The sequence below is a fragment of the Streptomyces smyrnaeus genome (genome assembly GCF_017676345.1).
Taxonomy (GTDB): Bacteria; Actinomycetota; Actinomycetes; order Streptomycetales; family Streptomycetaceae; genus Streptomyces; species Streptomyces smyrnaeus.
Window position 1 is genome coordinate 417,150 of sequence record NZ_JAFFZM010000001.1, and the last position, 21,798, is coordinate 438,947.

At 72.1% G+C, this 21,798-nt stretch carries 19 protein-coding genes; 11 read left to right on the plus strand and 8 right to left on the minus strand.

What is annotated here, in order from left to right; translation table 11 throughout:
• The first annotated feature begins 1 nt into the window (after position 1).
• The 4 genes from JW613_RS01885 to JW613_RS01900 are packed head-to-tail and all read left to right on the plus strand — an operon-like array spanning position 2 to position 5,722.
• Positions 2-733 carry a thioesterase II family protein gene (locus tag JW613_RS01885; protein ID WP_209208913.1) on the plus strand — a complete coding sequence of 244 codons (732 nt, stop codon included), beginning with the start codon at positions 2-4 and terminating at the stop codon, positions 731-733.
• A complete protein-coding gene (locus JW613_RS01890; RefSeq protein ID WP_307865751.1) occupies positions 730-1,605 on the plus strand; it encodes an SDR family oxidoreductase in 876 nt (291 codons plus the stop codon). The genes JW613_RS01885 and JW613_RS01890 overlap by 4 nt, the downstream gene beginning before the upstream one ends.
• Positions 1,602-4,490: an amino acid adenylation domain-containing protein gene (locus JW613_RS01895; protein ID WP_307865752.1), complete on the plus strand. Its 2,889-nt coding sequence runs from the start codon at positions 1,602-1,604 to the stop codon at positions 4,488-4,490. Before JW613_RS01890 ends, JW613_RS01895 begins: the two co-directional genes overlap by 4 nt.
• Positions 4,487-5,722, plus strand: coding sequence for an ATP-grasp domain-containing protein (locus JW613_RS01900; RefSeq protein WP_209208914.1), 1,236 nt, complete (start codon positions 4,487-4,489; stop codon positions 5,720-5,722). Before JW613_RS01895 ends, JW613_RS01900 begins: the two co-directional genes overlap by 4 nt.
• Before the next feature lie 37 nt (positions 5,723-5,759).
• Here the strand turns inward: JW613_RS01900 and JW613_RS01905 are convergent, their stop codons facing one another.
• Positions 5,760-6,581, minus strand: a complete 822-nt coding sequence (locus JW613_RS01905; RefSeq protein WP_209208915.1) for an SAM-dependent methyltransferase — start codon at positions 6,579-6,581, stop codon at positions 5,760-5,762.
• 193 nt (positions 6,582-6,774) lie between these two features.
• Positions 6,775-7,239 carry an ATP-binding protein gene (locus JW613_RS01910; RefSeq protein ID WP_209208916.1) on the minus strand — a complete coding sequence of 155 codons (465 nt, stop codon included), beginning with the start codon at positions 7,237-7,239 and terminating at the stop codon, positions 6,775-6,777.
• Between the two features lie 329 nt (positions 7,240-7,568).
• On the opposite strand from JW613_RS01910, the gene JW613_RS01915 reads away from it, so the two are divergent.
• The 5 genes from JW613_RS01915 (at position 7,569) to JW613_RS01935 (ending at position 12,374) form a co-directional block, all read left to right on the plus strand.
• Positions 7,569-8,426, plus strand: coding sequence for a Sco1979 family transcriptional regulator (locus JW613_RS01915; RefSeq protein WP_209208917.1), 858 nt, complete (start codon positions 7,569-7,571; stop codon positions 8,424-8,426).
• A 3-nt stretch (positions 8,427-8,429) separates the two neighbouring features.
• The gene (locus tag JW613_RS01920) at positions 8,430-8,690 is read left to right on the plus strand and encodes a DUF397 domain-containing protein (protein ID WP_099885342.1); all 261 of its coding nucleotides are present in this window, start codon (positions 8,430-8,432) and stop codon (positions 8,688-8,690) included.
• A gap of 40 nt (positions 8,691-8,730) precedes the next feature.
• Positions 8,731-9,555, plus strand: coding sequence for an SAM-dependent methyltransferase (locus JW613_RS01925; protein ID WP_209208918.1), 825 nt, complete (start codon positions 8,731-8,733; stop codon positions 9,553-9,555).
• Between the two features lie 40 nt (positions 9,556-9,595).
• On the plus strand, positions 9,596-10,417 hold the full coding sequence (locus JW613_RS01930; protein WP_209208919.1) for an SAM-dependent methyltransferase: 822 nt from the start codon (positions 9,596-9,598) through the stop codon (positions 10,415-10,417).
• Between the two features lie 121 nt (positions 10,418-10,538).
• The gene (locus JW613_RS01935; RefSeq protein ID WP_209208920.1) at positions 10,539-12,374 is read left to right on the plus strand and encodes an acyl-CoA dehydrogenase; all 1,836 of its coding nucleotides are present in this window, start codon (positions 10,539-10,541) and stop codon (positions 12,372-12,374) included.
• Positions 12,375-12,443: 69 nt separating this feature from the next.
• On the opposite strand, the gene JW613_RS01940 is transcribed toward JW613_RS01935, so the two are convergent.
• A complete protein-coding gene (locus JW613_RS01940; RefSeq protein ID WP_209208921.1) occupies positions 12,444-13,994 on the minus strand; it encodes an FAD-dependent oxidoreductase in 1,551 nt (516 codons plus the stop codon).
• 229 nt (positions 13,995-14,223) lie between these two features.
• Between JW613_RS01940 and JW613_RS01945 the strand changes: the two genes are divergently transcribed.
• On the plus strand, positions 14,224-14,988 hold the full coding sequence (locus JW613_RS01945; protein WP_209208922.1) for a DUF6227 family protein: 765 nt from the start codon (positions 14,224-14,226) through the stop codon (positions 14,986-14,988).
• Positions 14,989-15,035: 47 nt separating this feature from the next.
• Positions 15,036-16,358 (plus strand): transglycosylase family protein, encoded by a 1,323-nt coding sequence (locus tag JW613_RS01950; protein ID WP_209208923.1) that lies wholly within the window; start codon positions 15,036-15,038, stop codon positions 16,356-16,358.
• Here the strand turns inward: JW613_RS01950 and JW613_RS01955 are convergent.
• The 5 genes from JW613_RS01955 to JW613_RS01975 all read right to left on the minus strand — a co-directional run bounded on the left by JW613_RS01955 (position 16,315) and on the right by JW613_RS01975 (position 21,770).
• Positions 16,315-17,052: an ABC transporter ATP-binding protein gene (locus JW613_RS01955; RefSeq protein WP_209208924.1), complete on the minus strand. Its 738-nt coding sequence runs from the start codon at positions 17,050-17,052 to the stop codon at positions 16,315-16,317. The two genes, JW613_RS01950 and JW613_RS01955, sit on opposite strands and share 44 nt — an antisense overlap.
• Positions 17,049-18,128, minus strand: coding sequence for an ABC transporter ATP-binding protein (locus JW613_RS01960; RefSeq protein WP_209208925.1), 1,080 nt, complete (start codon positions 18,126-18,128; stop codon positions 17,049-17,051). Before JW613_RS01960 ends, JW613_RS01955 begins: the two co-directional genes overlap by 4 nt.
• Positions 18,080-18,946, minus strand: a complete 867-nt coding sequence (locus tag JW613_RS01965; RefSeq protein ID WP_209208926.1) for an ABC transporter permease — start codon at positions 18,944-18,946, stop codon at positions 18,080-18,082. Before JW613_RS01965 ends, JW613_RS01960 begins: the two co-directional genes overlap by 49 nt.
• Entirely contained in the window at positions 18,943-19,908 is a 966-nt protein-coding gene (locus tag JW613_RS01970) for an ABC transporter permease (protein ID WP_209208927.1), read from the minus strand. The genes JW613_RS01965 and JW613_RS01970 overlap by 4 nt, the downstream gene beginning before the upstream one ends.
• 266 nt (positions 19,909-20,174) lie before the next feature.
• Complete coding sequence (locus JW613_RS01975; RefSeq protein ID WP_209208928.1) at positions 20,175-21,770, minus strand: ABC transporter substrate-binding protein; 1,596 nt, start codon at positions 21,768-21,770, stop codon at positions 20,175-20,177.
• Between the last annotated feature and the right edge of the window lie 28 nt (positions 21,771-21,798).

A 21,798-nucleotide genomic window follows, 5' to 3' on the forward strand; every position in this document is an offset into this window, starting at 1 on the left:
CATGCCGGTTCCCGTATCCATGCCGATCCCCGTGCTGTGCTTCCCGTTCGCGGGCGCCGGGGCGTCCGCGTTCCGCCGCTGCCAGGAGTACGGCAGCGACACCGTTTCGATCACCCCGGTGCAGCTGCCGGGCCGCGAGGAGCGGTTCGGTGAGCCGCTGTTCACCGACGTGACGACAGCGGTGGACGGGCTGCTGCCCGAGGTGCTCGACCAGCTGGCCGGTGCGCCGGCCGTGGCGCTGTTCGGCCACAGCCTCGGGGCCGTGCTGGCGTACGAGATGGCGCACCGGATCGCCGCGCTGGGCCGCCCCGAGGTGGTGAAGCTCTTCGTCAGCGGATCACCCGGGCCCTGGACGCGGCGCGGAACGCGGGCCACCGGACTGTTGGACGAGGAGTTCCTGGAGCAGGTGCGGGAGTTCGCCGGATACACCCACCCCGCGCTGGAGCACCCGGAGCTGCGGCAGATGCTCCTGCCGCCGCTCCGTGCCGACGTGGAGATGCACGAGAACTATCTGGCGCCGTCCGACGAGCCGTTGACCGTGCCGGTCGTCTCGATCCGCGGGCAGGACGACGAGCTGGTCTCCCGCGAGCAGGCGGCCGAGTGGGACCGTGCCACCTCGGACGGCTGCGAGCAGGTCGAACTGCCGGGCGGCCATATGTATCTGGTGGACGACCCGGCCGGACTGGTGCGGCTGCTCGATCAGGAGCTGGCCTCGCAGGGGGTGGGGCTGTGAGCGCACTGCTCACCACTCCCCCGCCGGGCGGGGCCACCTCGGCACCGCTCGCGGGCAAAGCGGCGCTGATCACGGGCGCTGCCCGCGGCATCGGCCGGGCGTGCGCGCTGGCGTACGCCCGGGCCGGGGCCGATCTGCTGCTCACCGACATCGGCCACGACCTGGACGGCGTGCCGTATCCGCTGGGCAGCACCGGCCAGTTGGCGCACACCGCCCAGCTGTGCCGGGAGCTGTCCGCCGCCTCGGTGGTGGTCACCGCCGAGGCGGACGTACGGGATCTGGACGCCGTGCGTGCGGTGGTGGACGGCGCCCTGGACCGGTTCGGGCGGATCGACGTGCTGCTCAACAACGCGGGCATCGCGGCGCCTTCGGGCAAGACGGTGCACGACATCACGCCCGACGAGTGGGAGCTGATGCTCGACGTCGACGTGTCGGGCGCCTGGCGGATGATCCGCGCTGTCGGTGCCGCCATGACGGAGCAGCGTGCCGGCAGCGTCATCAACGTCGCCTCGACAGCCGGCCTGGTCGGCTACCGGCACTTCGCGGGGTATGTGACCGCGAAGCACGCGCTGGTCGGGCTGACCAAGTCGGCCGCCCTGGACTTCGCACCGTTCGGGGTACGGGTCAACGCGCTGTGCCCCGGCTCGGTACGGGACGACGACGCGGCCGAGGGGCGGATGCTCAGCGAGATCGCCCGCTCCCTGGACGTGCCGGTGGCCGAGCACGAGGAGACGTTCGTGGCGGCGCAACCGATGAACCGGCTGATCGAGCCCGAGGACGTGGCCGGGGCAGCCGTATGGCTCGGCTCCGACGCCTCGCGCCAGGTGACGGGCTCCACGGTCACCGTGGACGGCGGGTTCACCAGCCGGTGAGCGACAACGAGAACTACTGGCGCCACGGGGACTGCAGGAACCACGGGGACCACGGAGATCACGGGGACAACGGGGAGACGAAGACGATGAACGACACGGGCAGGCTGTGCCGGGCGCTCGCCGTATGCCTGCACAGCGGAGCGGACCCCGAACGGCTGGGCCACGAGCTGGCACGGCTGGCGGCCGGCGCCAGGCTGTGGGTGGACGACATCCCCGGCGGCGCCGACACCTCGCTCGCCGCGGTGCGCCGGGAACGCGAGCTGTCCCGGCCCGTCGACCCGCGCACCGGGCCCGGGATGCGGGCGGTGCTGCTGCGGTACACCGACGGAACGGCGGAGCTGGTCGTGGTCGCCCACCAGGCGGTGGCGGCCGAGCCGTACGACCTGGCCCGTGCCCTGCTGGGCGAGCCGGTGGACCTGTCGGCATGGCCCGGGGGCCCGGCCGCGGAGCGGGACGAGCGACTGCGGGCCGCGCTCGCGCGGCTCGACCGGCACCCGGCCCCGGAGTGGGGGCTCGGCGACCCCGGCGACCCGACGGTGGGGCAGCGGCGCTTGACGCTCCGGGCCCACGGCGACGTACCGGCCGCGGTCACCCTCCGGGCGGCGCTGGGGCTGGTGCTCGCCCGCTGCACCGGGCGCCTGGAGGTGGAGCTGGGGGTGGACGCCGAGCACGAGGTGGCGTTCTCCGCCGCACCGGCGCAGACCGTGGCGGAGTACCTGGAACAGGTCGGCCGGGCGCGCCCCGCGCCGGGCGGCACACCGGCCGTCGGGCTGGTGGTCGCACCGGCCGCCGAGATGATCGGCGGGACGGGAGCGAAGGCCGAACCGTTCGAGGTCAGGCCGTTCCTCGCTCCCCTCCACCCGCTGTCGCTGCACCTCACCGACGACGGCTCCACCGAGCTGAGCGGCAGCTGCGCCTACCGGCGCGCGGCGTTCGGCGACGCGGCGGTGGAGTGGTTCACCGGCATGCTGGCCACCGCGCACCGGGCGCTGGTCACGGCCGCCCCCGACACCCCGGTGGGCGAACTGCCCCTCTTCGACGAGGAGCAGCGGTTGGCGCTGGCCCGGCTCGGCGGGCTGGGGCGCCCACTGGACGTACCCGCCGAACGGATCGAGCAGGCCGTACGGCGCAGGGCCGAGCGCTCTCCCCACCGGCCGGCGGTCACCTGCGAGGGAGAGGGCCTCACCTACCGCCAGCTCGACCAACGTGCGGACCGGTTCGCCGCCGGGCTGCGCAGCCGCGGGGTGCGGCCCGGGGACCGGGTGGGCGTCTGTCTGGAGCGGTCACTCGACCTGGTGGTGGTGCTGCTCGCGGTGCTCAAGGCGGGCGCCGCCTACGTACCGATGGACCCGGCGTATCCGGCCGAGCGGCTCGCCTACACCGCCGAGGACGCCGAAGTCCCCCTCGTCGTCACGGACACGGATGCCTTCCCGAAGCTGGACGGGGTGTGCCTTGTGGGCCCCGCGGCACTCGACGGCCCGCACCCGCAACCGTCCCCGGACGGCACGGCGCACCGGCCGTCACCTCAGGACGCCGCCTACCTCATCTACACCTCCGGCTCGACGGGCCGCCCCAAGGGGGTCGTCGTACCGCACCGCAACGTCGCCGCCCTGCTCGCCGCCACCGAGGGGGACTTCGGGCTCGGCGAGGAGGACGTGTGGACGCTCTTCCACTCCAGCGCGTTCGACTTCTCGGTCTGGGAGATCTGGGGCTGTCTGACGACCGGCGGCAAGCTGGTGGTGGTGCCGTACTGGGCGGCACGGGAGCCGGCCGAGCTCGCCGCGCTGCTGGACCGGGAGCGGGTCACGGTGCTCAACCAGACGCCGAGCGCCTTCGCCCAGCTGGCGCAGCTCGACCGGGCCAGCCGGATCACCGACTCGTTGCGGCTGGTCGTCCTCGGCGGTGAGCCGCTCGACACCCGGCCGCTGCGGTTCTGGTTGGACCGGCATTCGGAGCGGGACTGCCGGCTGGTCAACATGTTCGGGATCACCGAGACCACCGTGCATGTGACCGCGCAGATCGTCACCCGCGGTGCGGCGCTGACCGGTTCGCGCTCGGTGGGCCGCCCGCTGCCCGGCTGGCATGTCTACGTCCTCGATCCCGACGGCCGTCCGCTGCCACCCGGCGTGCCGGGTGAGATCCACGTCGGCGGGGCCGGGGTGGCCGGGCAGTACCTCAACCGTCCGGAGCTGACCGCGCGGCGGTTTCTGCCGGATCCGCACGCGCCGGGGCCGATGTACCGCAGCGGTGACCGGGGCCGGCTGCTGCCGGACGGGCGGCTGGAGCACCTGGGACGGCTGGACAACCAGGTGAAGCTGCGCGGCTTCCGCATCGAGCTGGACGAGATCCGCGCCCAGCTGCTCGACGCGCCGTCGGTGACGGCTGCCGCCGTGGTGCTGCGCCGCGAGGGTGGGGATACGGCCGGGGCCCGGCTGGACGCCTACGTCGTCCTCCGGGCGGACGGGTCCGACGGCAGCCGGGCCGACGCCGCGCAAGAGGTGCGGCAGCACGCCGCGCGCTTCCTGCCCGCGCACATGGTGCCGTCCACCGTCACGGCGCTGCCCGCGCTGCCGCTGACCCCCAACGGGAAGGTGGACACCGCGCGGCTGCCGGCCCCGCTGCGGGGGCCGTCGGGGAGTGCGGAGGAACCGGCGGGGGACGACATCGAGTCGCGGCTGCGCGCGGTGTGGGAAGAGGTCTTCGGCTTCCGGATCGGCCTGGACGACGACTTCTTCGCGCTGGGCGGCAACTCCCTGCTCGGGGTACGGCTGCTGGCGGCGCTGAAGGCGGCCGGGCTGCCCGGCTTCCCGCTGCCGCAGCTGTATCTGCACCGTACGGTGCGCCAACTCGCCCCGCTGCTGGCCGAGGAGGAGGTTCCCGCATGACACTGCTGCTGGTCGGCGCCGGTTCGCAGGTCTACCGCGAGTATCTGCTGGCTTCGGTCGCCACCGAGTACGACGTCCATCTGCTCGCGGACCGCGCGCCGGCCTGGGAGGCGGCGTATCTGTCCGGGCACTCGGTGGTGGACACCTCGGACGTGGCCGCCATGGCGACGGCTGTCCGCCAGCTGGCGGTCGAGGGGGTACTCACTTGGGACGACACCCGGGTCGTGCAGACCGCTGAACTTGCCGAGCTGCTCGGGCTGCCCGGCAGCACCTCCCGGGCGGCGCTCGCCTGCCGGGACAAGCGGGCCACCCGCCTGGCGCTGGACGAGGCGGGGGTGCCGCAGGCCCGCTCGGTGCTGGTCACCTCGCTGCCGCAGGCGCGGGCGGCGGCGGCCCGGGTCGGTTACCCGCTGGTCCTCAAACCGCGCGCGCTCAACGCCAGTACGGGCGTCGTGCAGGTGCCCTCGGCGGACCGGCTGGCGAGCCGCTTCCGGCTGGCCCGAGGCGCCAGGACGCCGGGGGCGGTGGAGGTCGTCCCGGGCGACGTACTGGTCGAGGAGTATCTGGACGGCCCCGAGATCAGCGTGGACGCCGCCTGGTTCCGGGGCCGGATGGAGCCTGCCTTCGTGGCCCGTAAGGAGTGCGGATTCCCGCCGTACTTCGAGGAGACCGGCCACCTCGTCGACGGTTCCGACCCGCTTCAGGGCGATCCGGCGGTGCTGGAGGTGGTGGCGCGGGCGCACCGGGCGGTGGGGTTCGCCACCGGGTGGACCCACACCGAGCTGCGGCTGACCGCGCACGGTCCGAAGATCGTCGAGATCAACGCCCGGATCGGCGGCGACCGTATACCGGACATCGGCCGGCTGGCGCTGGGCACCGACGCGGCACTGACCGCGGCCCGGGTGGCCTGCGGCGCCGAGCCGGACATCCGCCCCGGGCGCCGCCGGGTGGCCGGGGTGCGGTTCTGCTATCCCGATGCGGACTGCCTGGCCCGCCAGGTGCGGATCGACGCCGCGGCGCTGCCGCCGTCGGTGACAAAGGCGCTGCCGATCGCACTGCCGGGGCAGGAGCTCCGGCTGCCGCCGCACGGTCAGGTGGCCGGCCGGTACGCGCTGGTGACGGCGGTGGCGGACACGCCGCAGGAGTGCCGTGCGGAGCTGGAGAAGGCTGCGGGGGCGGTACGGCTGGAGGTGCTCAGACCGCTCGCGGATCCGCGCACACCGAACGCCTAGCAGCCGCCCGGCTCCCCCCCCCCTCGGGGGAGCCGGGCTAGGGCTTCCGCGCCACCCCGCCGAACTCGAACCAGGTCTCGTCCTCCAGCTGGCGCGCGCACAGATCGGAGTCCGGGCGCCAGTTGTTGATCTCGACCAGGCCGGGCTCCAGCAGGTCGAGCCCCGCGAAGTACGGTTCGACCTCGTGCGGTTCACGGACCCGGCCCCAATTGCCGTGAGTGCTGCGGTTCATGAAGTCGGTGACGAAGTCGCGGGTCTCCTTGTCGTGGCTCACCAGCTGGTTGAGCACGACGAAGCTGCCGGAGGGGACGTGCTCCAGTGCGCGGCGTACGACGGCGGCCGGGTCGGAGGCATCGGGGATGCAGTGCATCACCGAGATGAACAACAGCGCGACCGGCTGCGACAGGTCGAGCAGTCCGCGCACCTCGGAGCTGTCGAAGATCGTCTCGGTGTCGCGCATGTCGGCCTGGATCACCCCCGTGTTGACGTTCTCCTCCAGCAGCGCCCGGCCGTGGGCCAGCACGATGGGGTCGTTGTCGACGTAGACGACGCGGGCCCGCGGGTCGGTGCGCTGTGCGACCTGGTGGACGTTGTCCTGGGTGGGCAGGCCCGAGCCGTGGTCGAGGAACTGGCGGATGCCGTAGTCCTCCGCCAGGATGCGCACGACCCGCTGCAGGAAGCGGCGGTTGTTGCGGGCGAGGGCGCCGGTGCGCGGCACTTTCTCGTCCAGCGCGGCGACGGCCTCGCGGTCGACCGCGTAGTTGTCCTTGCCGCCCAGATAGTGGTCGTACATCCGGGCCACGCTCGGGACAGTGATGTCCACCACGTGCTCCCCGTTACCGGTTCCGTCTTCCCGCATGTGTGCCCCACTGTGATCACCGGCGCACCGCACGCCGACCGCGCGGGCGCCTGTCTTCGCAGGAAGCATGCCATGGGGGTCGCGGCCGGACCAACGCCAAGTCGCTTTCGGGCGTGGGAATTTGACGCGTTGCGGGTACAGACCGGGATGAGCCGGGAGGGTTGCGACGTGCGCCGGGCCTGGGGTCAGTCGCTCACAGGGCGCCGGTCATGCCCAGTTCGGCCCAGACGACGCGGCCGCACCGGGTGCCGTGCGCGGAGACGCCCCAGCGCTGGGCGAGGGCACCCACCAGCTGCAGCCCCCGGCCGTTGACCTCGTCCAGGGTCGCGCTGCGGGGCTGCGGCGCGCAGTTCTGCGCGCCCTCGTCGGAGACCTCTATGCGCAGACGCTCGCTGTCCAGGTGGATGCGGCACCTTATGCGCACGGTGTCCGTGTGCAGTACGGCATTGGTGACGAACTCGGAGATCACCAGCTGCGCCGTGTGACCGAGCTCCTCGGGAAAGCCCCAGTGCTGCAGTTTGCTGCGCAGCCGGGCGCGGGCGCGGGCCACCGACGCGGTGTGAGCTGGGAGCTCGAATCCCTCCTGACGCGCTTCCTCGGCCGGTGCGGCCGACGGTGCGGTCAAAGAGAGCTGCGCAGGGGGATACGAGGAGGCCACGGGGGAACGCCTTCCGTCTACCTGTGAGGGGAGGGGACGGCTGCCGGGAACTGCTCCGCACAGGGCCGCCCCAGCGGGCCGGTACACCCGTGCGTCGACCGGAGGGCATCCGCTGGCCGGCCCTCAGGTGACGCGGGTGATGCTGTGCGGCTCCGGTGCCGGAGCCTCATGAGCTTGGTCACGCTGTTCACTATGCCCAGCATCTTTCACAGATGGCAAGAGGAGTTCTGCAATTCGCAGAATCGCACGGGCAGTATGGCTGCTGCATTGGACGCATGGCACACTGCTGACGCCAGGGTCCACCGGGGAGGCAGTCCAAGGAGGCAGTAGTGGCCGAGGCTCGTTCCGCGCCGACTGTGGGGCAGATAGTGCTCGGTCTACGCCTCCGCGATCTCCGCGAGCGCGCGGGGTGCTCCTTCACGGAGGCCGCGTACGCACTGAGTGTCAACACGACCACGGTGCGTCGCATGGAGAAGGCGGAGGTCGGCCTCAAGCCGCCCTACGTGGAGAAGCTGCTGCGGATGTACGGGCTCTCCGAAGAGGAGACGGCCTCCTTCCTGTCCCTGGTGGACGAGGCCAACCGGCCCGGCTGGTGGCACAGCTTCCGTGACGTGCTGCCGCCCTGGTTCAGCCTCTACGTGAGCCTGGAGGGCGAGGCCAGCCTGATCCGGGCCTACGAACCGCACTGCGTCCCCGGACTGCTCCAGACGGAGGAATACGCACGCGCCCTGCTGCGCACCGGATTCCCCTCCGCCGACGAGGAGGAGCTCGACCGTCGGGTCCAGCTGAGGATGGGGCGCCAGCGGCTCCTCCAGGACCCCGACGCGCCGGTGCTCTGGGCCGTGCTCGACGAGCAGGTGCTGCGCCGCCACGTGGGCTCCCCCGCGGTGATGCGCGAGCAGATCGACCGGCTCGTCGAGCTGTCCAAGCAGCAGAACATCACGCTGCAGATCATCCCGTTCACCGCAGGTGCGCACCCCGGCATGTTCGGGCCCTTCCAGCTCTTCCGTTTCGACATCCCGGAGCTCCCGGACATCGTCTACACGGAGGGGCTGACGGGAGCCACGTACCTGGACCAGCGTCCCGACACCGCCGCCTACCTGGAGGTGTTGGACCGCATGGGCGCTCAGGCAGCGCCAGTACCACACACCGAGACTGTTCTCGGTGAGATCCGCAAGGAGTTTTGAACCATGGGTCATTCAGGCCACCCCCCACACATATACAACGGCATGCCCGCCAAGCACCTCGGCACCGAGGGCTGGCAGAAGCCGTGGAGCGGCACCAACGGCGGCAGCTGCGTCGAAGCGATGAAGCTCGGCGACGGCAGAGTCGCGCTGCGTCAGTCGACCGACCCGGAAGGCCCGGCGCTGATCTACACCACCCACGAGTTCGAGACCTTCCTCCAGGGCGCCAAGCAGGGCGTGGCCGACTTCCTGCTGGCCTCCGACTGACCGCACGCCCAGCCGTGGACCCGGAGAACGGAGAGGCCGCATGACCGCAGAGGGGAAACTCCCCGGCATAGACACCACCAAGCCGCACTCGGCCCGGATGTACGACTACTACCTGGGGGGCAAGACCCACTACGAGGTGGACGTACAGGCGGCCGAGGCGGTTATCGCGACCGTGCCGTTCGCCGGCGCCATGGCACGCGCCAACCGTGACTTCATGATCCGCGCCACCCGCTGGCTGGCGGCCGAGGCGGGCATCAGGCAGTTCCTGGACATCGGCAGCGGCATCCCCACCGAACCCAACCTCCACCAGGTGGCGCAGTCGGTCGCCCCCGAAGCACGGGTCGTCTACACCGACAGCGACCCGATCGTGCTCCAGTACGCCCAGGCGCTGCTGCACAGCGCCCCCGAGGGCCGCACCGCCTACCTTCAGGCGGACGCCGCCAAGCCGGAGACGATCATCGACTCCGACGAGCTGCACGCCACGCTCGACCTCAGTCGGCCGGTGGCCCTCTCGGCCAACGCGCTCTTCCACTTCGTCCCCGACGAGTGGGGCCCGTACAAGATCCTCGCCGGTCTGCTCGACCGGCTGCCCTCCGGCAGCTATCTGTGCCTCACCCACACCACCTCGGACATCGACGACCCGGCGCTGGCGGCGCTGGGCCGCCAGGTGGAGGAGATCTACGCGAAGGGCGGCACCACGCTGCGACTGCGCAGCCGTGCCGAGATCGGCCGCTTCTTCGACGGGCTGGAGCTGGTGGAACCGGGACTGGTGATGGCGCACGACTGGCGCCCCGAGCCCGGCGCGACCACCGATCTCGAGGAAGGCCGACCCAGCATGATCGCCGGTGTGGCCCGCAAACCCTGAACCGGCGAGGACCACCACCACAGGACCGAGGGGGAACAAGATGTCCGAGCAGGACGCACCACCGATCGACACGGCCAAACCGCACTCCGCGCGCATGTACGACTACTACCTCGGGGGCAAGACGCACTACGAGGCGGACGTGCAGGCTGCCGAGGCGGTGGTCGCCAAACTGCCGGAGATCGTGACCGCGGCCCGGGCCAACCGCGATTTCATGATCCGTGTCACCCGCACCCTGGCTGCCGAATACGGGGTGCGGCAGTTCCTGGACATCGGCAGCGGCATCCCCACCGAACCCAACCTCCACCAGGTGGCGCAGTCGGTGGCCCCCGAAGCGCGGGTCGTCTACACCGACAACGATCCGATCGTGCTCCAGTACGCCCAGGCGCTGCTGCACAGCACGCCCGAGGGCCGCACCGCCTATCTGCACGCGGATGTGACCCGGCCCGAGGCCGTGCTGGAGTCGGAGGAGCTGCACAAGACGCTCGATCTGGACCGCCCGGTCGCCGTCTCGGTCAACGCGCTCATGCACTTCATCCCGGACGCGCAGGAGCCCGGACGGATACTGCGGGCCCTGCTCGACCGGCTCGCCCCCGGGAGCTTCCTGTCGCTGAGCCACGGCATCGGGGACGTCCCCGACAAGGAGGGCTCCGAGCGGATCGACGCCGTCGTGGAGATCTACAAGCGGAGCGGCACGGTCCTTGCCCCGCGGAGCCGGGAGCAGGTCGCCGGGTTCTTCGACGGGCTGGAACTGCTCGATCCCGGCGTCACCCAGGTGCATCTGTGGCGTCCCGACACCGACCCGCACGGCGGACTGCCGGAGGGCACCTTGACGCTGTACGCGGGGGTGGCCAGAAAGCCCTGAGCCGGTGGCCCGGCAGCGGAGCCGTTGACAGGGGATTCCCCCGGAGCGACCATAAGCAAGCGCTTAGAAACCGAGCGCTCCATGCTCGCTGCCACGCTGCCCCCGGGGATCGGACCACCTCATGCCCTCACCCTCGCTGCTGCTCTCCCGCCGCGACCTCGACTTCCAGCTCTACGACTGGCTGGACGTCGAGTCGCTGACCCGGCGCGCACGCTACGCCGAGCACTCCAGGGAGACCTTCGACGACGCCCTGGAGCTGAGCGAGCGGATCGCCACCCGCCACTTCGCGACGCACAACAAGAAGAACGACCAGGAGGAGCCCTGGTTCGACGGCGAACGGGTGCACACCGCCAAGGAGGTGTCCGAGGCGCTGGGGGTGTTCGCCGAGTCGGGCCTGCTGGCGGCAGCCGTGGACGAGGAGTTCGGCGGCATGGGAATGCCGCACACCGTCGCCACCGCCTGCTTCTCCTACTTCCACGCCGCCAACGTCGGCACCTCGGCGTATCCGTTCCTCACCCTCGGCAACGCGCGACTGCTGTGCGCACACGGCACCCGCGAGCAGATCGACACCTATGTACGGCCGATGCTCGAAGGGCGCTTCTTCGGCACCATGTGCCTGTCCGAACCGCAGGCCGGGTCATCGCTGGCAGATGTCACCACCCGCGCCGAGCGGCAGGAGGACGGCACCTACCGCCTGTTCGGCACCAAGATGTGGATCTCCGGCGGCGACCACGAGCTGTCCGAGAACATCGTTCACCTCGTGCTCGCCCGCGTCCCCGGCGGACCGGCGGGCGTCAAGGGGCTCTCGCTGTTCATCGTCCCCAAGTACCTGGTCGAGCCGGACGGCTCGCTCGGTGAGCGCAACGACGTGGTGCCGGCCGGGCTCAACCACAAGATGGGCTACCGGGGCACCACCAACACATTGCTCAACTTCGGTGAGGGGGCGCGCCACCGCCCCGGCGGAGAACCGGGCGCCGTGGGCCACCTGGTGGGCGAGGAGCACCGCGGGCTGGCGTACATGTTCCACATGATGAACGGCGCCCGCATCGGTGTCGGCGCCGGAGCGATGGCGCTGGGCTACACCGGCTATCTCAAATCCCTGGCCTACGCCCGCGAACGACCGCAGGGCAGGCCGCTGGCGGCCGGCGGCAAGGACGCGACGGCACCGCAGGTGCCGATCGTCGAGCACACGGACGTACGCCGGATGCTGCTGGCGCAGAAGTCCTATGTGGAAGGTGCGCTGGGCCTGCTGCTGTACTGCTCACGGCTGGTGGACGAGCAGCGTTCGGCGCCCGCCGAGGAAGACCGGGAGCGGGCCGGGCTGCTGCTGGACGTACTGACCCCGATCGCCAAGAGCTGGCCGTCGCAGTGGTGTCTGGAGGCCAACAACCTCGCCATCCAGGTGCACGGCGGCTACGGCTACACCCGCGAGTACGACGTCGAGCAGCACTACCGCGACAACCGCCTCAACCCCATCCACGAGGGCACGCACGGCATCCAGGGCCTCGATCTGCTGGGCCGCAAGGTGGTGCAGGGCGGCGGGGCCGGGCTGCGGGCCCTGGGCGAAGCCGTCCACGACACGCTGCGGCGCGCCGAGGCGGCGGGCGGCGAGGCCGCCGAACTGGCCGGTACGCTGCGCGCCCACTGGGAGCGGGTCACTGCCGTGACCGCACGCCTGTGGGAGGGCGGCGACCCCACGGTGGCGCTGGCCAACTCCTCCGTCTACCTGGAGGCTGTCGGCCACGTGGTGGTGGCGTGGATCTGGCTGGGGCAGTTCCTTGCCACGCTCCGCGCGGACACCCGGTCCGACAGCCCGGAGCAGGAGGCGTTCCTGCAGGGCAAGCGGCAGGCGGCACGGTACTTCTTCCGTGCGGAACTGCCGCGTACGGGCCCGCAGTTCGATCTGCTGGCAGCCCTGGAGACCGTCACGCTGGACACCGACCCGGCCTGGCTGTGAGCCGGGCCGCAGGCCGCCCCGTGAACCGCCGGACGGCAGGCCGCACGTGAGCCGGGGCCCGGGCGGGGTTCATCCCTCGCCCAGGTCCCGCTGCTCCAAAGGGCGGGTCGCCGGACCCTGTATCACCGATCCGTCCGTACCGAAGCGCGAGCCGTGGCAGGGGCACTCCCACGCCGACTCCGCGTCGTTGAACCGCACCAGGCACCCCAGATGGGTGCAGCGCGGCGAGACGGCACGCAGTTCGCCCTCGGTCGTCCGGTGCACCGCGCAGCGCCGCCCCTGCACCCGCACGATGGCGCCGGTGCCCGGCGGAATCTCCTCCACCGAGTCCACATGACTGGGCCGTAGCCGGTCCCCCACGAAACGTCGGGCCACCGCCGACTGGAGGCGCAGCAGCGCGGGCGCCTCCCTGGGCCTGAGCCGGACCGGGTCGTACAGCCGCGCCCACGGCGGCGGCGACTCGCCGGTGAGCTGCGCGGCCAGCAACTGCCCTGCCAGCACGCCCGCACTCATCCCCCAGCCGCCGAAGCCGGCGGCGACATGGACGTGCTGGGTGGCGGCGTGGAACCGGCCGATGTAGGGCACCCGGTCGGTGGTCTCGTTGTCCTGGGTGGCCCAGCGGTGGGCGAGACGGGCGTTGGGGAAGCGCTCGTAGGTCCAGGCCGCGAGCCGTTCGTAGCGGGCGCCGACCGAACCGATGCCGGGCATCCCGGGGGTGAACTTCTCCCCCGTGACGATGAGCAGCCGGCGCCCCTCACCGAACGGGTAGGGCGCGGTACGCACCGAGCGGGTGCCGCGCTCCGGGCACAGATAGGTGCCGCCGGGGTCCTCGTCCTCGGGCAGCAGCGCGGAGATCACCAGCTCCCGGCGCGGCTCCAGCCGGGAGAACATCAGCGCCCTGTCGAAGACCGGGTAGTGGGTGGCCACCACCACGTCACGGGCGACCACCTGGCCGCCGTTCTCCGTGTCCAGTCGGCACGGGTCGCCCTCGTCGAGCCCGACGACGCGGGTGCGCTCGTACAGCAGCCCGCCGTGCCGCCGGATGTCGTCGGCCAGCGCCAGCAGATACTTGCGCGGATGGAACTGCGCCTGGTTCTCGACCCGTACGGCGGCGCGCACCCGGAAGGGCAGCCCGGTCTCGGTGACGAAGGACGCCGGCAGCCCGGCCTCCGCCGCCGCCTCCGCCTCCGCCCGGACCTCGTCCACGTGATCGGCCGACTCGACGTAGGTGTGTGCCGGTACCCGCTCCAGCTCACAGTCGACACCCAACTGCTCGCTGACCGCGGCCACATGGTCGACCGCGCCCTGCTGCGAGAGGGCGTAGTGCCGCGCCTGCTCGGCGCCGCGGTGGGTCCGCAGCCAGCTGTAGATCAGCCCGTGCAGCGCGGAGAGCTTGGCCGTGGTGTGCCCGGTGACGCCGGCCGCCAGCCGGTCGGACTCCAGCACGGCGACGCCGCGCCCCGCGCGGGCCAGCTCCCACGCCACCGAGAGGCCCGCGATACCGCCGCCCACCACGGCCACGTCGACCTCGATGCGGCCGTCGGGCGGCAGCGGTGGGTAGGGCGCTCCCGCGGCCGAGAGCATCCAGTAGGACTCGTATCCGACGGGCAGTGTGGTCACCGCCGCCTCCCTTCGGCCCCGGTTCGTCGTACCTGTGGTTCCCGCTGGCACGCCGCTCACCCCCGCTGATCCTCCGGCATATCGCCTGGATTCGGCTGAAAAAACGCTCCGCGGAAGCGTTTCCGGCAGCGGAATTCCTCCAACTCCTCCCGCACGGCGCTCCGGGAGCGCTACGGTGTGTGCGCGCGGGGACGGTCGGTTGTTTGCTGCACGCCGGGAGGGTTCCGCGATGGGCGACAAAGGACATTCGACGCCTGCTCACCACCTCGAAGAGCTGCTGGCCCGCGCCCAGAACCCGTTCGACGTCCGCGACGAGGTGCTGGCCCGACTACGCAGCGCGGTGATGTTCCAGGTCGAGCTCTACGGCTGGCGGCATCGCAATTCCCCGCCGCCCGCGCTGCGATGCAGCAGTTTCCGCCATGTCTTCCTGCTCGCCGACGGCTCCAGCCTGCTGCTGTGGGAGTTGTGCTACGACAGCCCGGACGACAGGGGCGAGTTGTACGAGGTGTACGACGACGCCGCAGCGCTGCGCCGCTCCGAACACCGTGTGCACCGCCGGATGGGCGAGGAGGGCGAACCGGAGGGCGCGGGCCGGGCCGCCGTCCCGTTCGACTTTCTGACCGGCGCACCCGGCACCGCCTACCCGCGCCGGGAGTACCCGGAGGGCGACTCGGCCGAGCACGCCCGCAGGCTGCTGCGCCGGGCCGAGAACCAGGACCGGCCGGGCGAGGAGACGCTGCGGCTGCTGTCGACGGCGCTCGGCCACCACATCCTGCACGTCCCCGGCCCCCGGGTGCACGCCGGCGACTGCCAGGTGTGGTGCTCGGTCTACGAGCACGCCTTCCTGCTGGCCGACGGCACCGAGGTCAGCCTCTACGAGCTGGAGCACAACATGACGGGCAGCGGTCGTCTGGCGTGCGAGGTGTATCTGGACGAGTCCGTGGCCGACCAGGCAGCACACCGCCTCGCACGGGAGCGGGGTTTGGACCTGTAGACCCGGCCACGGTTGTCCGTGGGCCGCCGACCAACGGAGGATGGGCCATGTCCCCTCGTGGACGCCACCGCCGCCCTCAGCAACGCGCCACATCCCGCGTCTCCTTGCAGGTGACGGCGGGCGGCGCCGGATTAGCCATGCCCCTCGTCGGGGCCCATGTCGCCCAGGCGGCACCCACGGACGTGTGGGAGAAGGTCGCCGCGTGCGAGAGCAGCGGCAACTGGAAGATCAACACCGGTAACGGCTACTACGGCGGTCTCCAGTTCAGCCAGAGCACCTGGGAGGCGTACGGCGGCTCGGCCTACGCCGCCCGGGCCGACCTGGCCACCAGGAGCCAGCAGATCGCGGTCGCCGAGAAGGTGCTCAGGGGCCAGGGGCCGGGCGCCTGGCCCAACTGCGGCCCCCGGGCGGGGCTCTCCCGCGGCGAGGCGGCGCCCGGCAGTGCGGCAGCGGCTGCCGGACAGCCGACCCAAAGATCCCAGGCGCAGCAGCAGGCGCCGAAGGCGCCGAAGAAGGCCGCCGACCCGGAACGGGAGCGGGCCGCCAAGGAGAAGGCGGACCGCGCCAGGGCCGAGCGCAGCAAGAAGCTGACCACCTATCACGTGGTCGGCGGCGACACGCTGTCCGGCATCGCCGACGAGCACCAGGTTGCGGGCGGCTGGCACGCCCTCTACGACACCAACCGCGCCACCATCGGTGACGATCCCGATCTGATCCTGCCCGGCCAGCGCCTGAGCCTGACCGGCAGTCCGCGGCGGACGGAGCGCGTTCCCTCGCAGCCCACCGCCCCCGAGCGCTCCCCCGAGGCGGACTCCCCGCACAAGCGGGCCCCGCAGAAGCAGAGCCCTCAGCAGCGGAGCCCCCAGAAGAAGGCGCCCCAGCAGAAGACGCCGCAGCAGAAGACGCCGCACAAGCCGGCGCAGCAGCAGGCGCCCGAACGCGAGGCTCCCGAACGCAAGGCGCCGTCCGCCACCGCGCCCGTGACCGGCGTCGGCCCCAGCACCCCCTACGGCGCCTCGGGCAGCAGTTGGTCCTCCGGGCACCACACCGGGGTCGACTTCCCCGTCGGCACCGGCACCAGCGTCAAGGCGGTCAGCAGCGGCACGGTCGTCTCGGCGGGCTGGGGCGGTGCCTACGGCTACCAGGTGGTGCTGCGGCACCCGGACGGCAAGTACAGCCAGTACGGCCATCTGTCGGCCATCTCCGTGCGCTCCGGGCAGTCCGTGGACACGGGCCAGCGCATCGGCCGCTCCGGTTCGACCGGCAACTCGACCGGCCCGCATCTGCACTTCGAGATCCGTACCGGGCCCGGCTACGGCAGCGACATCAACCCGCTGACGTATCTGCGGGGGCGCGGGGTGCGGATCTGACCTCCTCGCCGTCCGTGCCGCCGCCCGCCCCGGCCAGCTCGACCGTGCGGTCGCACCAGCGCTCCAGCAGGGTGCGGTCGTGGCCGACGGCCAGCAGCGCGGCGCCGGAGCGCTGCCGGTAGTCCTCCACCACGGTGACGAGCGCCGCCGTGGTGGAGGCGTCCAGCATCGCCGTCATCTCGTCGCAGACCAGTACCCGGGGCCGCAGCACCAGCGCGCGTGCGACGCAGGCGCGCTGCAGCTGCCCGTCGCTGACCTCGTGCGGGCGGCGGTCGAGCAGGTCGCCGCCGAGGCCGACGGCGTCCGCCAGCTCGCGCACGCGCTCGGTCGCCTCCCGGCCGCGTCCCGTGGCGCGCAGCGGTTCGGCGATCAGCGCGGCGAGGGTGAGCCGGGGGTCGGCGGCGAGCCGGGGCTGTTGGAAGACGACGCCCACGGCGGTGCGCTGCGCGCGCGGCGCCCGGTGCCGCCAGCCCCGGGCCGGTTCACCGCCGAGCCGTACGGTGCCCGCGTAGGGGCGGTGCAGCAGCGCCGCGACCTTGGCGAGGGTGGACTTGCCGCAGCCGCTCGGCCCCAGCAGTCCGACCGCCTCGCTCCCGTGCACGGTCAGCGAGACGTCACGCAGCACGGGCGCGCGCCGCTCGTATCCCGCGGTGATGCCGCTCAGCTCCAGCGCGGGGTGCGGGTCCGCGGTCATACCTTGCTTCCTTCGCTTCCTTCGCGTCGGCCGACGGCGGGCCGGGCGCCGGTGACGGGGTGGTGACAGGCCACACCTTCCTCCGCCGCCGGCAACCGGGCGCACTCGGCGCTCGCCCGGGTGCAGCGGGGCGCGAAGGCACAGCCGTCCGGGAGAGCGTCCAGTTCGGGCGGCATACCGGGGATCGGGGTGAACGCGCGTTCGGGCAGCGCCGCCAGCAGACCACGGGCGTAGGGGTGGCGGGGGCCCGGCTCGCCGAAGAAGTCCCCTGCGTCGGCCAGTTCGACCACGCGCCCGGCGTACATCACCGCCACCCGGTCGGCGACCCGCTCGGCGGCCGCGAGATCGTGGGTGATCAGCAGCAGGCCCCGCCCGTCGTCGGTGTGGGCACGCAGTTCGTCCACGGTGCGCTCCACCAGGTCGCGGTCGAGTCCGGTGGTCGGCTCGTCGGCGAGCAGCAGCGGCGCGTCGCCGACCAGCGCCAGCGCGGTGGCGGCCCGCTGGGCGAGCCCGCCGGAGAGCTGGTGCGGGTAGCGGTCCAGGTGGTCGACGGGGAAGGCGGCCCGCTCGGCCGCCGCCCGGGTCACGGCGGCCAGCTCCCGCCCCCGGGCACCGGTCAGCTCCCGTACCGTCTCGGCGAGTTGGGAGCGCACCGTGCGCACCGGGGTCAGATGGGCGGCCGGGCTCTGCGGTACGAGACCGACGCGCCGCCCGCGCACCGTGCGGGCGAGGGTGGCCTCGTCGGCAGCGAGCAGATCGAGCCCGGTGCCCTGCCCGGGACCGTACAGCAGTGCGCTGCCGTCGGTGCGGGCGTTGGCCGGGAGCAGCCCGAGCAGTGCGGAGGCGAGCACCGACTTTCCGCAGCCGCTCTCCCCCACCAGCGCCAGGCACTCCCCGGCCGCCAGGTCGAAGGAGACGTCGCTGACGGCGGCGATCCGGCGGCCGTGGCGCATCCCGAAGCGAACGGTCAGCTCCCGCACCCGCAGCAGCGGGCGGCGCGTGCCGTCCGTGGTGGCCGTGTCCTGGCTCACAGCATCAGCTCCGATCGGCGCCGCGGGTTGATCCGCTCCCGCCATACGCCGGCCAGTGAGGCGATGGCGAGGGTGGGGATGATGAGGAACAGGCCGGGGAAGAGTGTGGGCCACCAGTCGCCGGCCAGCAGCGTGCCCCGGGCGCTTTGGATCATGTTGCCCAGGCTGGCGCGGTGCGTGGGCAGTCCGAGGCCCAAGAAGGAGAGCGCCGACTCGTGCCAGATGGCGTGCGGCACCATCAGCACGGCGGCGAGCCCCGCCTGCGGCAGCACCCCCGGCAGCAGATGGCGTACGGCGACCCGCCACCGCGAGGCGCCGCCGGAGACCGCGGCGTCGACGAAGTCCCGGGAGCGCAGGGACAGCATCTCGGCGCGGACGATCCGTGCGGTGGACAGCCAGTGGGTGAGCCCGACGGAGGCGACGACGGGCCAGACACCGGGGCGGAACATGGCGACGATGAAGATGCCCAGCAGCAGGTGCGGTACGGAGGAGAAGACGTCCACCACCCGCATCACCATCCGGTCCGTGCGGCCGCCGGCGGCCCCGGCAGCCGCACCGACGGCGGTGCCGATGACGGTCGCCGCCAGCGCGGCCACCACGCCGACCAGCAGCGAGACGCGCAGCCCGTAGACGCAGCGCAGCAGTACGTCGCGGCCCACGTCGTCGGTGCCGAACGGGTGGGCCGCCGAGGGGGCATGCAGCTTGTTGGCCATGTCGACGGCCTGCTCGTCCAGCGGGAACAGCAGCGGCACCAGGAGTACGGCGGCGAGCACGGCCACGAGCACCGCGGCCGAGGCGCGCACGCGCAGCCTGCGGCCCCTTCCGGCTCGGAGCGTCGGGCCGCCCTTGAGTACGGCGCTCACATCTCCTCCAGGGCGACGCGCGGGTCGGCCAGCCCGTACAGCAGGTCGGAGAGCAGGTTCCCACCGAGCACCGCCACCGTGGCCAGGGTGGTGAGGGCCGCCAGCAGCGGGAAGTCCGTCGCGGTGGCGGCCTTGACGGTGACCGAGGCGATACCGGGCCAGCTGAAGACGGTCTCCACCAGCAGTGCTCCGGTGATGAGTTCGGGCACCCGCGAACCGACCAGCGTCAGCAGCGGCAGCAGTCCGGAGCGCAGCGCATGCTGCAGCAGCACCGTGCGCTCGGCCAGCCCTCGGGCGCGTGCCCCGCGCACGGCGTCCTCCTCCAGCGCGTCGGCGACACCCTGGCGTACGTACAGCAGGAACCACGGCACCTGTGAGAGCCCCAGCACCAGTGCGGGCAGTGCGAGATGGCGCAGCAGCGCGCCCGCGGTGACGATGTCGCTGCCGGAGTCGGTCAGCCCACCGGCCGGCAGTACGTCGAACCGGACGGCGAACAGCCAGATGCCCAGCAGCCCGATCCAGAAGGGCGGTGCGGCCTCCAGGGTGTAGGCGAGCGAGGTGACCGTCCGGTCCAGTAGCCCGCCCTTGCGGCGTGCCGCGGCGACGCCGAGCGCCGTACCGACGAGGACGGCGAAGGCGAAGCCCACCGCGCACAGCAGCACCGACCAGCCGAGTCGTTCACCGATGACCTGGGAGACGGGCTGCCGCAGCGAGGTGGAGTCCCCCAGGTCGCCCGACAGCGCGCCGGTCAGCCAGTCCCACCAGCGCTGTGTGAAGGGCCCGTCGACGTCGAGATTGCTGCGCAGTTGGTCCAGCGTCTCCTGCGAGGCGCTGAGTCCGGCTGCTCCGGCGTACTGCTGCACGGGGTCGAAGGGGGACGCCGCCGCTACGGCGAACACCCCGAAGGTGACCGCCGCCAGAATCGGCACCGCGGCCATGAGGCGCCGCCCCACCATGCGCATCACGGCGCCCCATCGCGCCCGCTCTGCATTGCTGTGCTTGGGCAGTCTGCTCCCCCAGCCTCCGGCCGGGAGGCGCCCCCAGGGGCGCAGGGTGGGCAAGCGCAGCACCCACCACCGGCCCGCACCCGACGGGCGCCCACGCTGCGGTGCCGGGTGCGGCCGGTTCGCGTCTGCGGCCTGCTCGTGCCCACCCTCCCCCAGCCTCCGGCCGGGAGGTGCCCCCACGCCCCTGCGGAACGACTGCCCACAAGCGGATACTCCTGCTCTCACGCCTCCGGCTTCCAGTCCTGGAGGTTCCACCAGGGGCCGGCGCCGATGCCGTGGTCGTGGGGCTCGACCTGGGTGGTCAGGCCACGCCACTTGTCGTCGATGACATAGACGTGGTCGATGTGGGTGAGGAAGGTGTAGCCGGGGTTCTTCGCCAGCGCCCGCTGCACCTTGTCGTAGGCGTTCTTGCGCACCTCGGGGTCGCGGCTGCGGCGGGCCACGTCGAGCTGCTTGTCCACGGTCTTGTCGTGGTAGGCGGCGAGGTTGTTCCAGCCATCACCGATCTGCGAGGAGTGCAGTGTCGGGTAGAGGTCGAAGTCGGGGTCGGCGGGGAAGCCGTTGCCCATCAGCATCGCGTCGTGGTCGAGCTTGGGGCGGACGACCTCCCGGCTGCCGGCCTGGACCTTGACGTCGATGCCGGCCTTCTTGGCGTCGGAGGCGTAGGCCAGGGCGTGGTCCTGCCGCAGCTTGTCCCCGGAGAAGTACCAGAGGGTGAACGCGGCGCGCCTGCCGTCCTTGACGCGGATGCCGTCCTTGCCCGGCTTCCAGCCCGCCTCGCCCAGGATCTTCTTGGCGCGGGCCAGGTCGTGGGGGCGCTCGGTGCCCTTGGCGAACCAGGGACTGTCGGTGGGCAGCGGACCGTAGGCAGGCTTGCCGGCACCGTTGAGGACGGACTTGACCAGGGCCTTGCGGTCGACGGCCAGGTCGAGGGCGCGGCGGACCGCCTTGTCCTTGGTGACCGGGTTGCCGCTGGGGAGCGTCACGGCGCGGTAGTCGGCGGTCTTGGCGCTGAAGGTGCGCTTCTCCTCATCCTCCTCGTACGCCTTGGCGAGGTTGGGCGGGAGGATGGCGCCGTCCAGGTCGCCGGAGCGCAACCGGGTGGCGCGCACGTCGTCGTCCTCGATGACGGCCACGGTGAACCGCTCGACCTTCGGCTTGCCGCCCCAGTAGTGCGGGTTGGCCTTGAAGCTGAGCTTCTCGCCCTTGCGCCAGCTGGTGAGCATGTACGGCCCGGTGCCCACCGGCTTGGTGTTGTAGGAGCCGGTGTTGACGTCGGTCCTGGAGGCGACGGCCTTGGAGGCGATGGGCAGCACGGTGCGCTCGGCGAACGCGGCGTAGGGGTACTTGAGCCGGAAGACGACCCGGTGGCGGCCCTGGGCCCGGACGCTCTCGACGGCGTCCAGTTCGCCCTTGGACGCGTTGTTGGTCTTCTTGTCGAGGATCGTCTCGTAGGTGTAGACGACGTCCTCGGCGGTGAAGGGCTTGCCGTTGCTGAAGGTGACGCCCTTGCGCAGCTCGTAGGTGTAGGTGCGGCCGTCCTTGCTCACCTTCGGCAGCCGCGTGGCGAGTGCGGGCCGCAGATGCATCTTGGCGTCGTGGGTGAGCAGGCCGTCGAATATCTTCGAGTTGCCCTCCTTGCCGTAGCCCAGCAGCGGGCTGAGGGTCTCCGGCTCCTGGGCGACGCCGACCGTGAGCGAGTCCGTGCCGCCGCCCGGACCGTCACCGTCGCCGGGCGCGGAACACGCCGGGGCCCCCGCGAGCACGACCGCGGCGAGGGCCATCGCGGTGGCTGTCCGTACCGTCCGGGCAGTCATCTGTGGCACACTCCTTGTTCGAGATCAC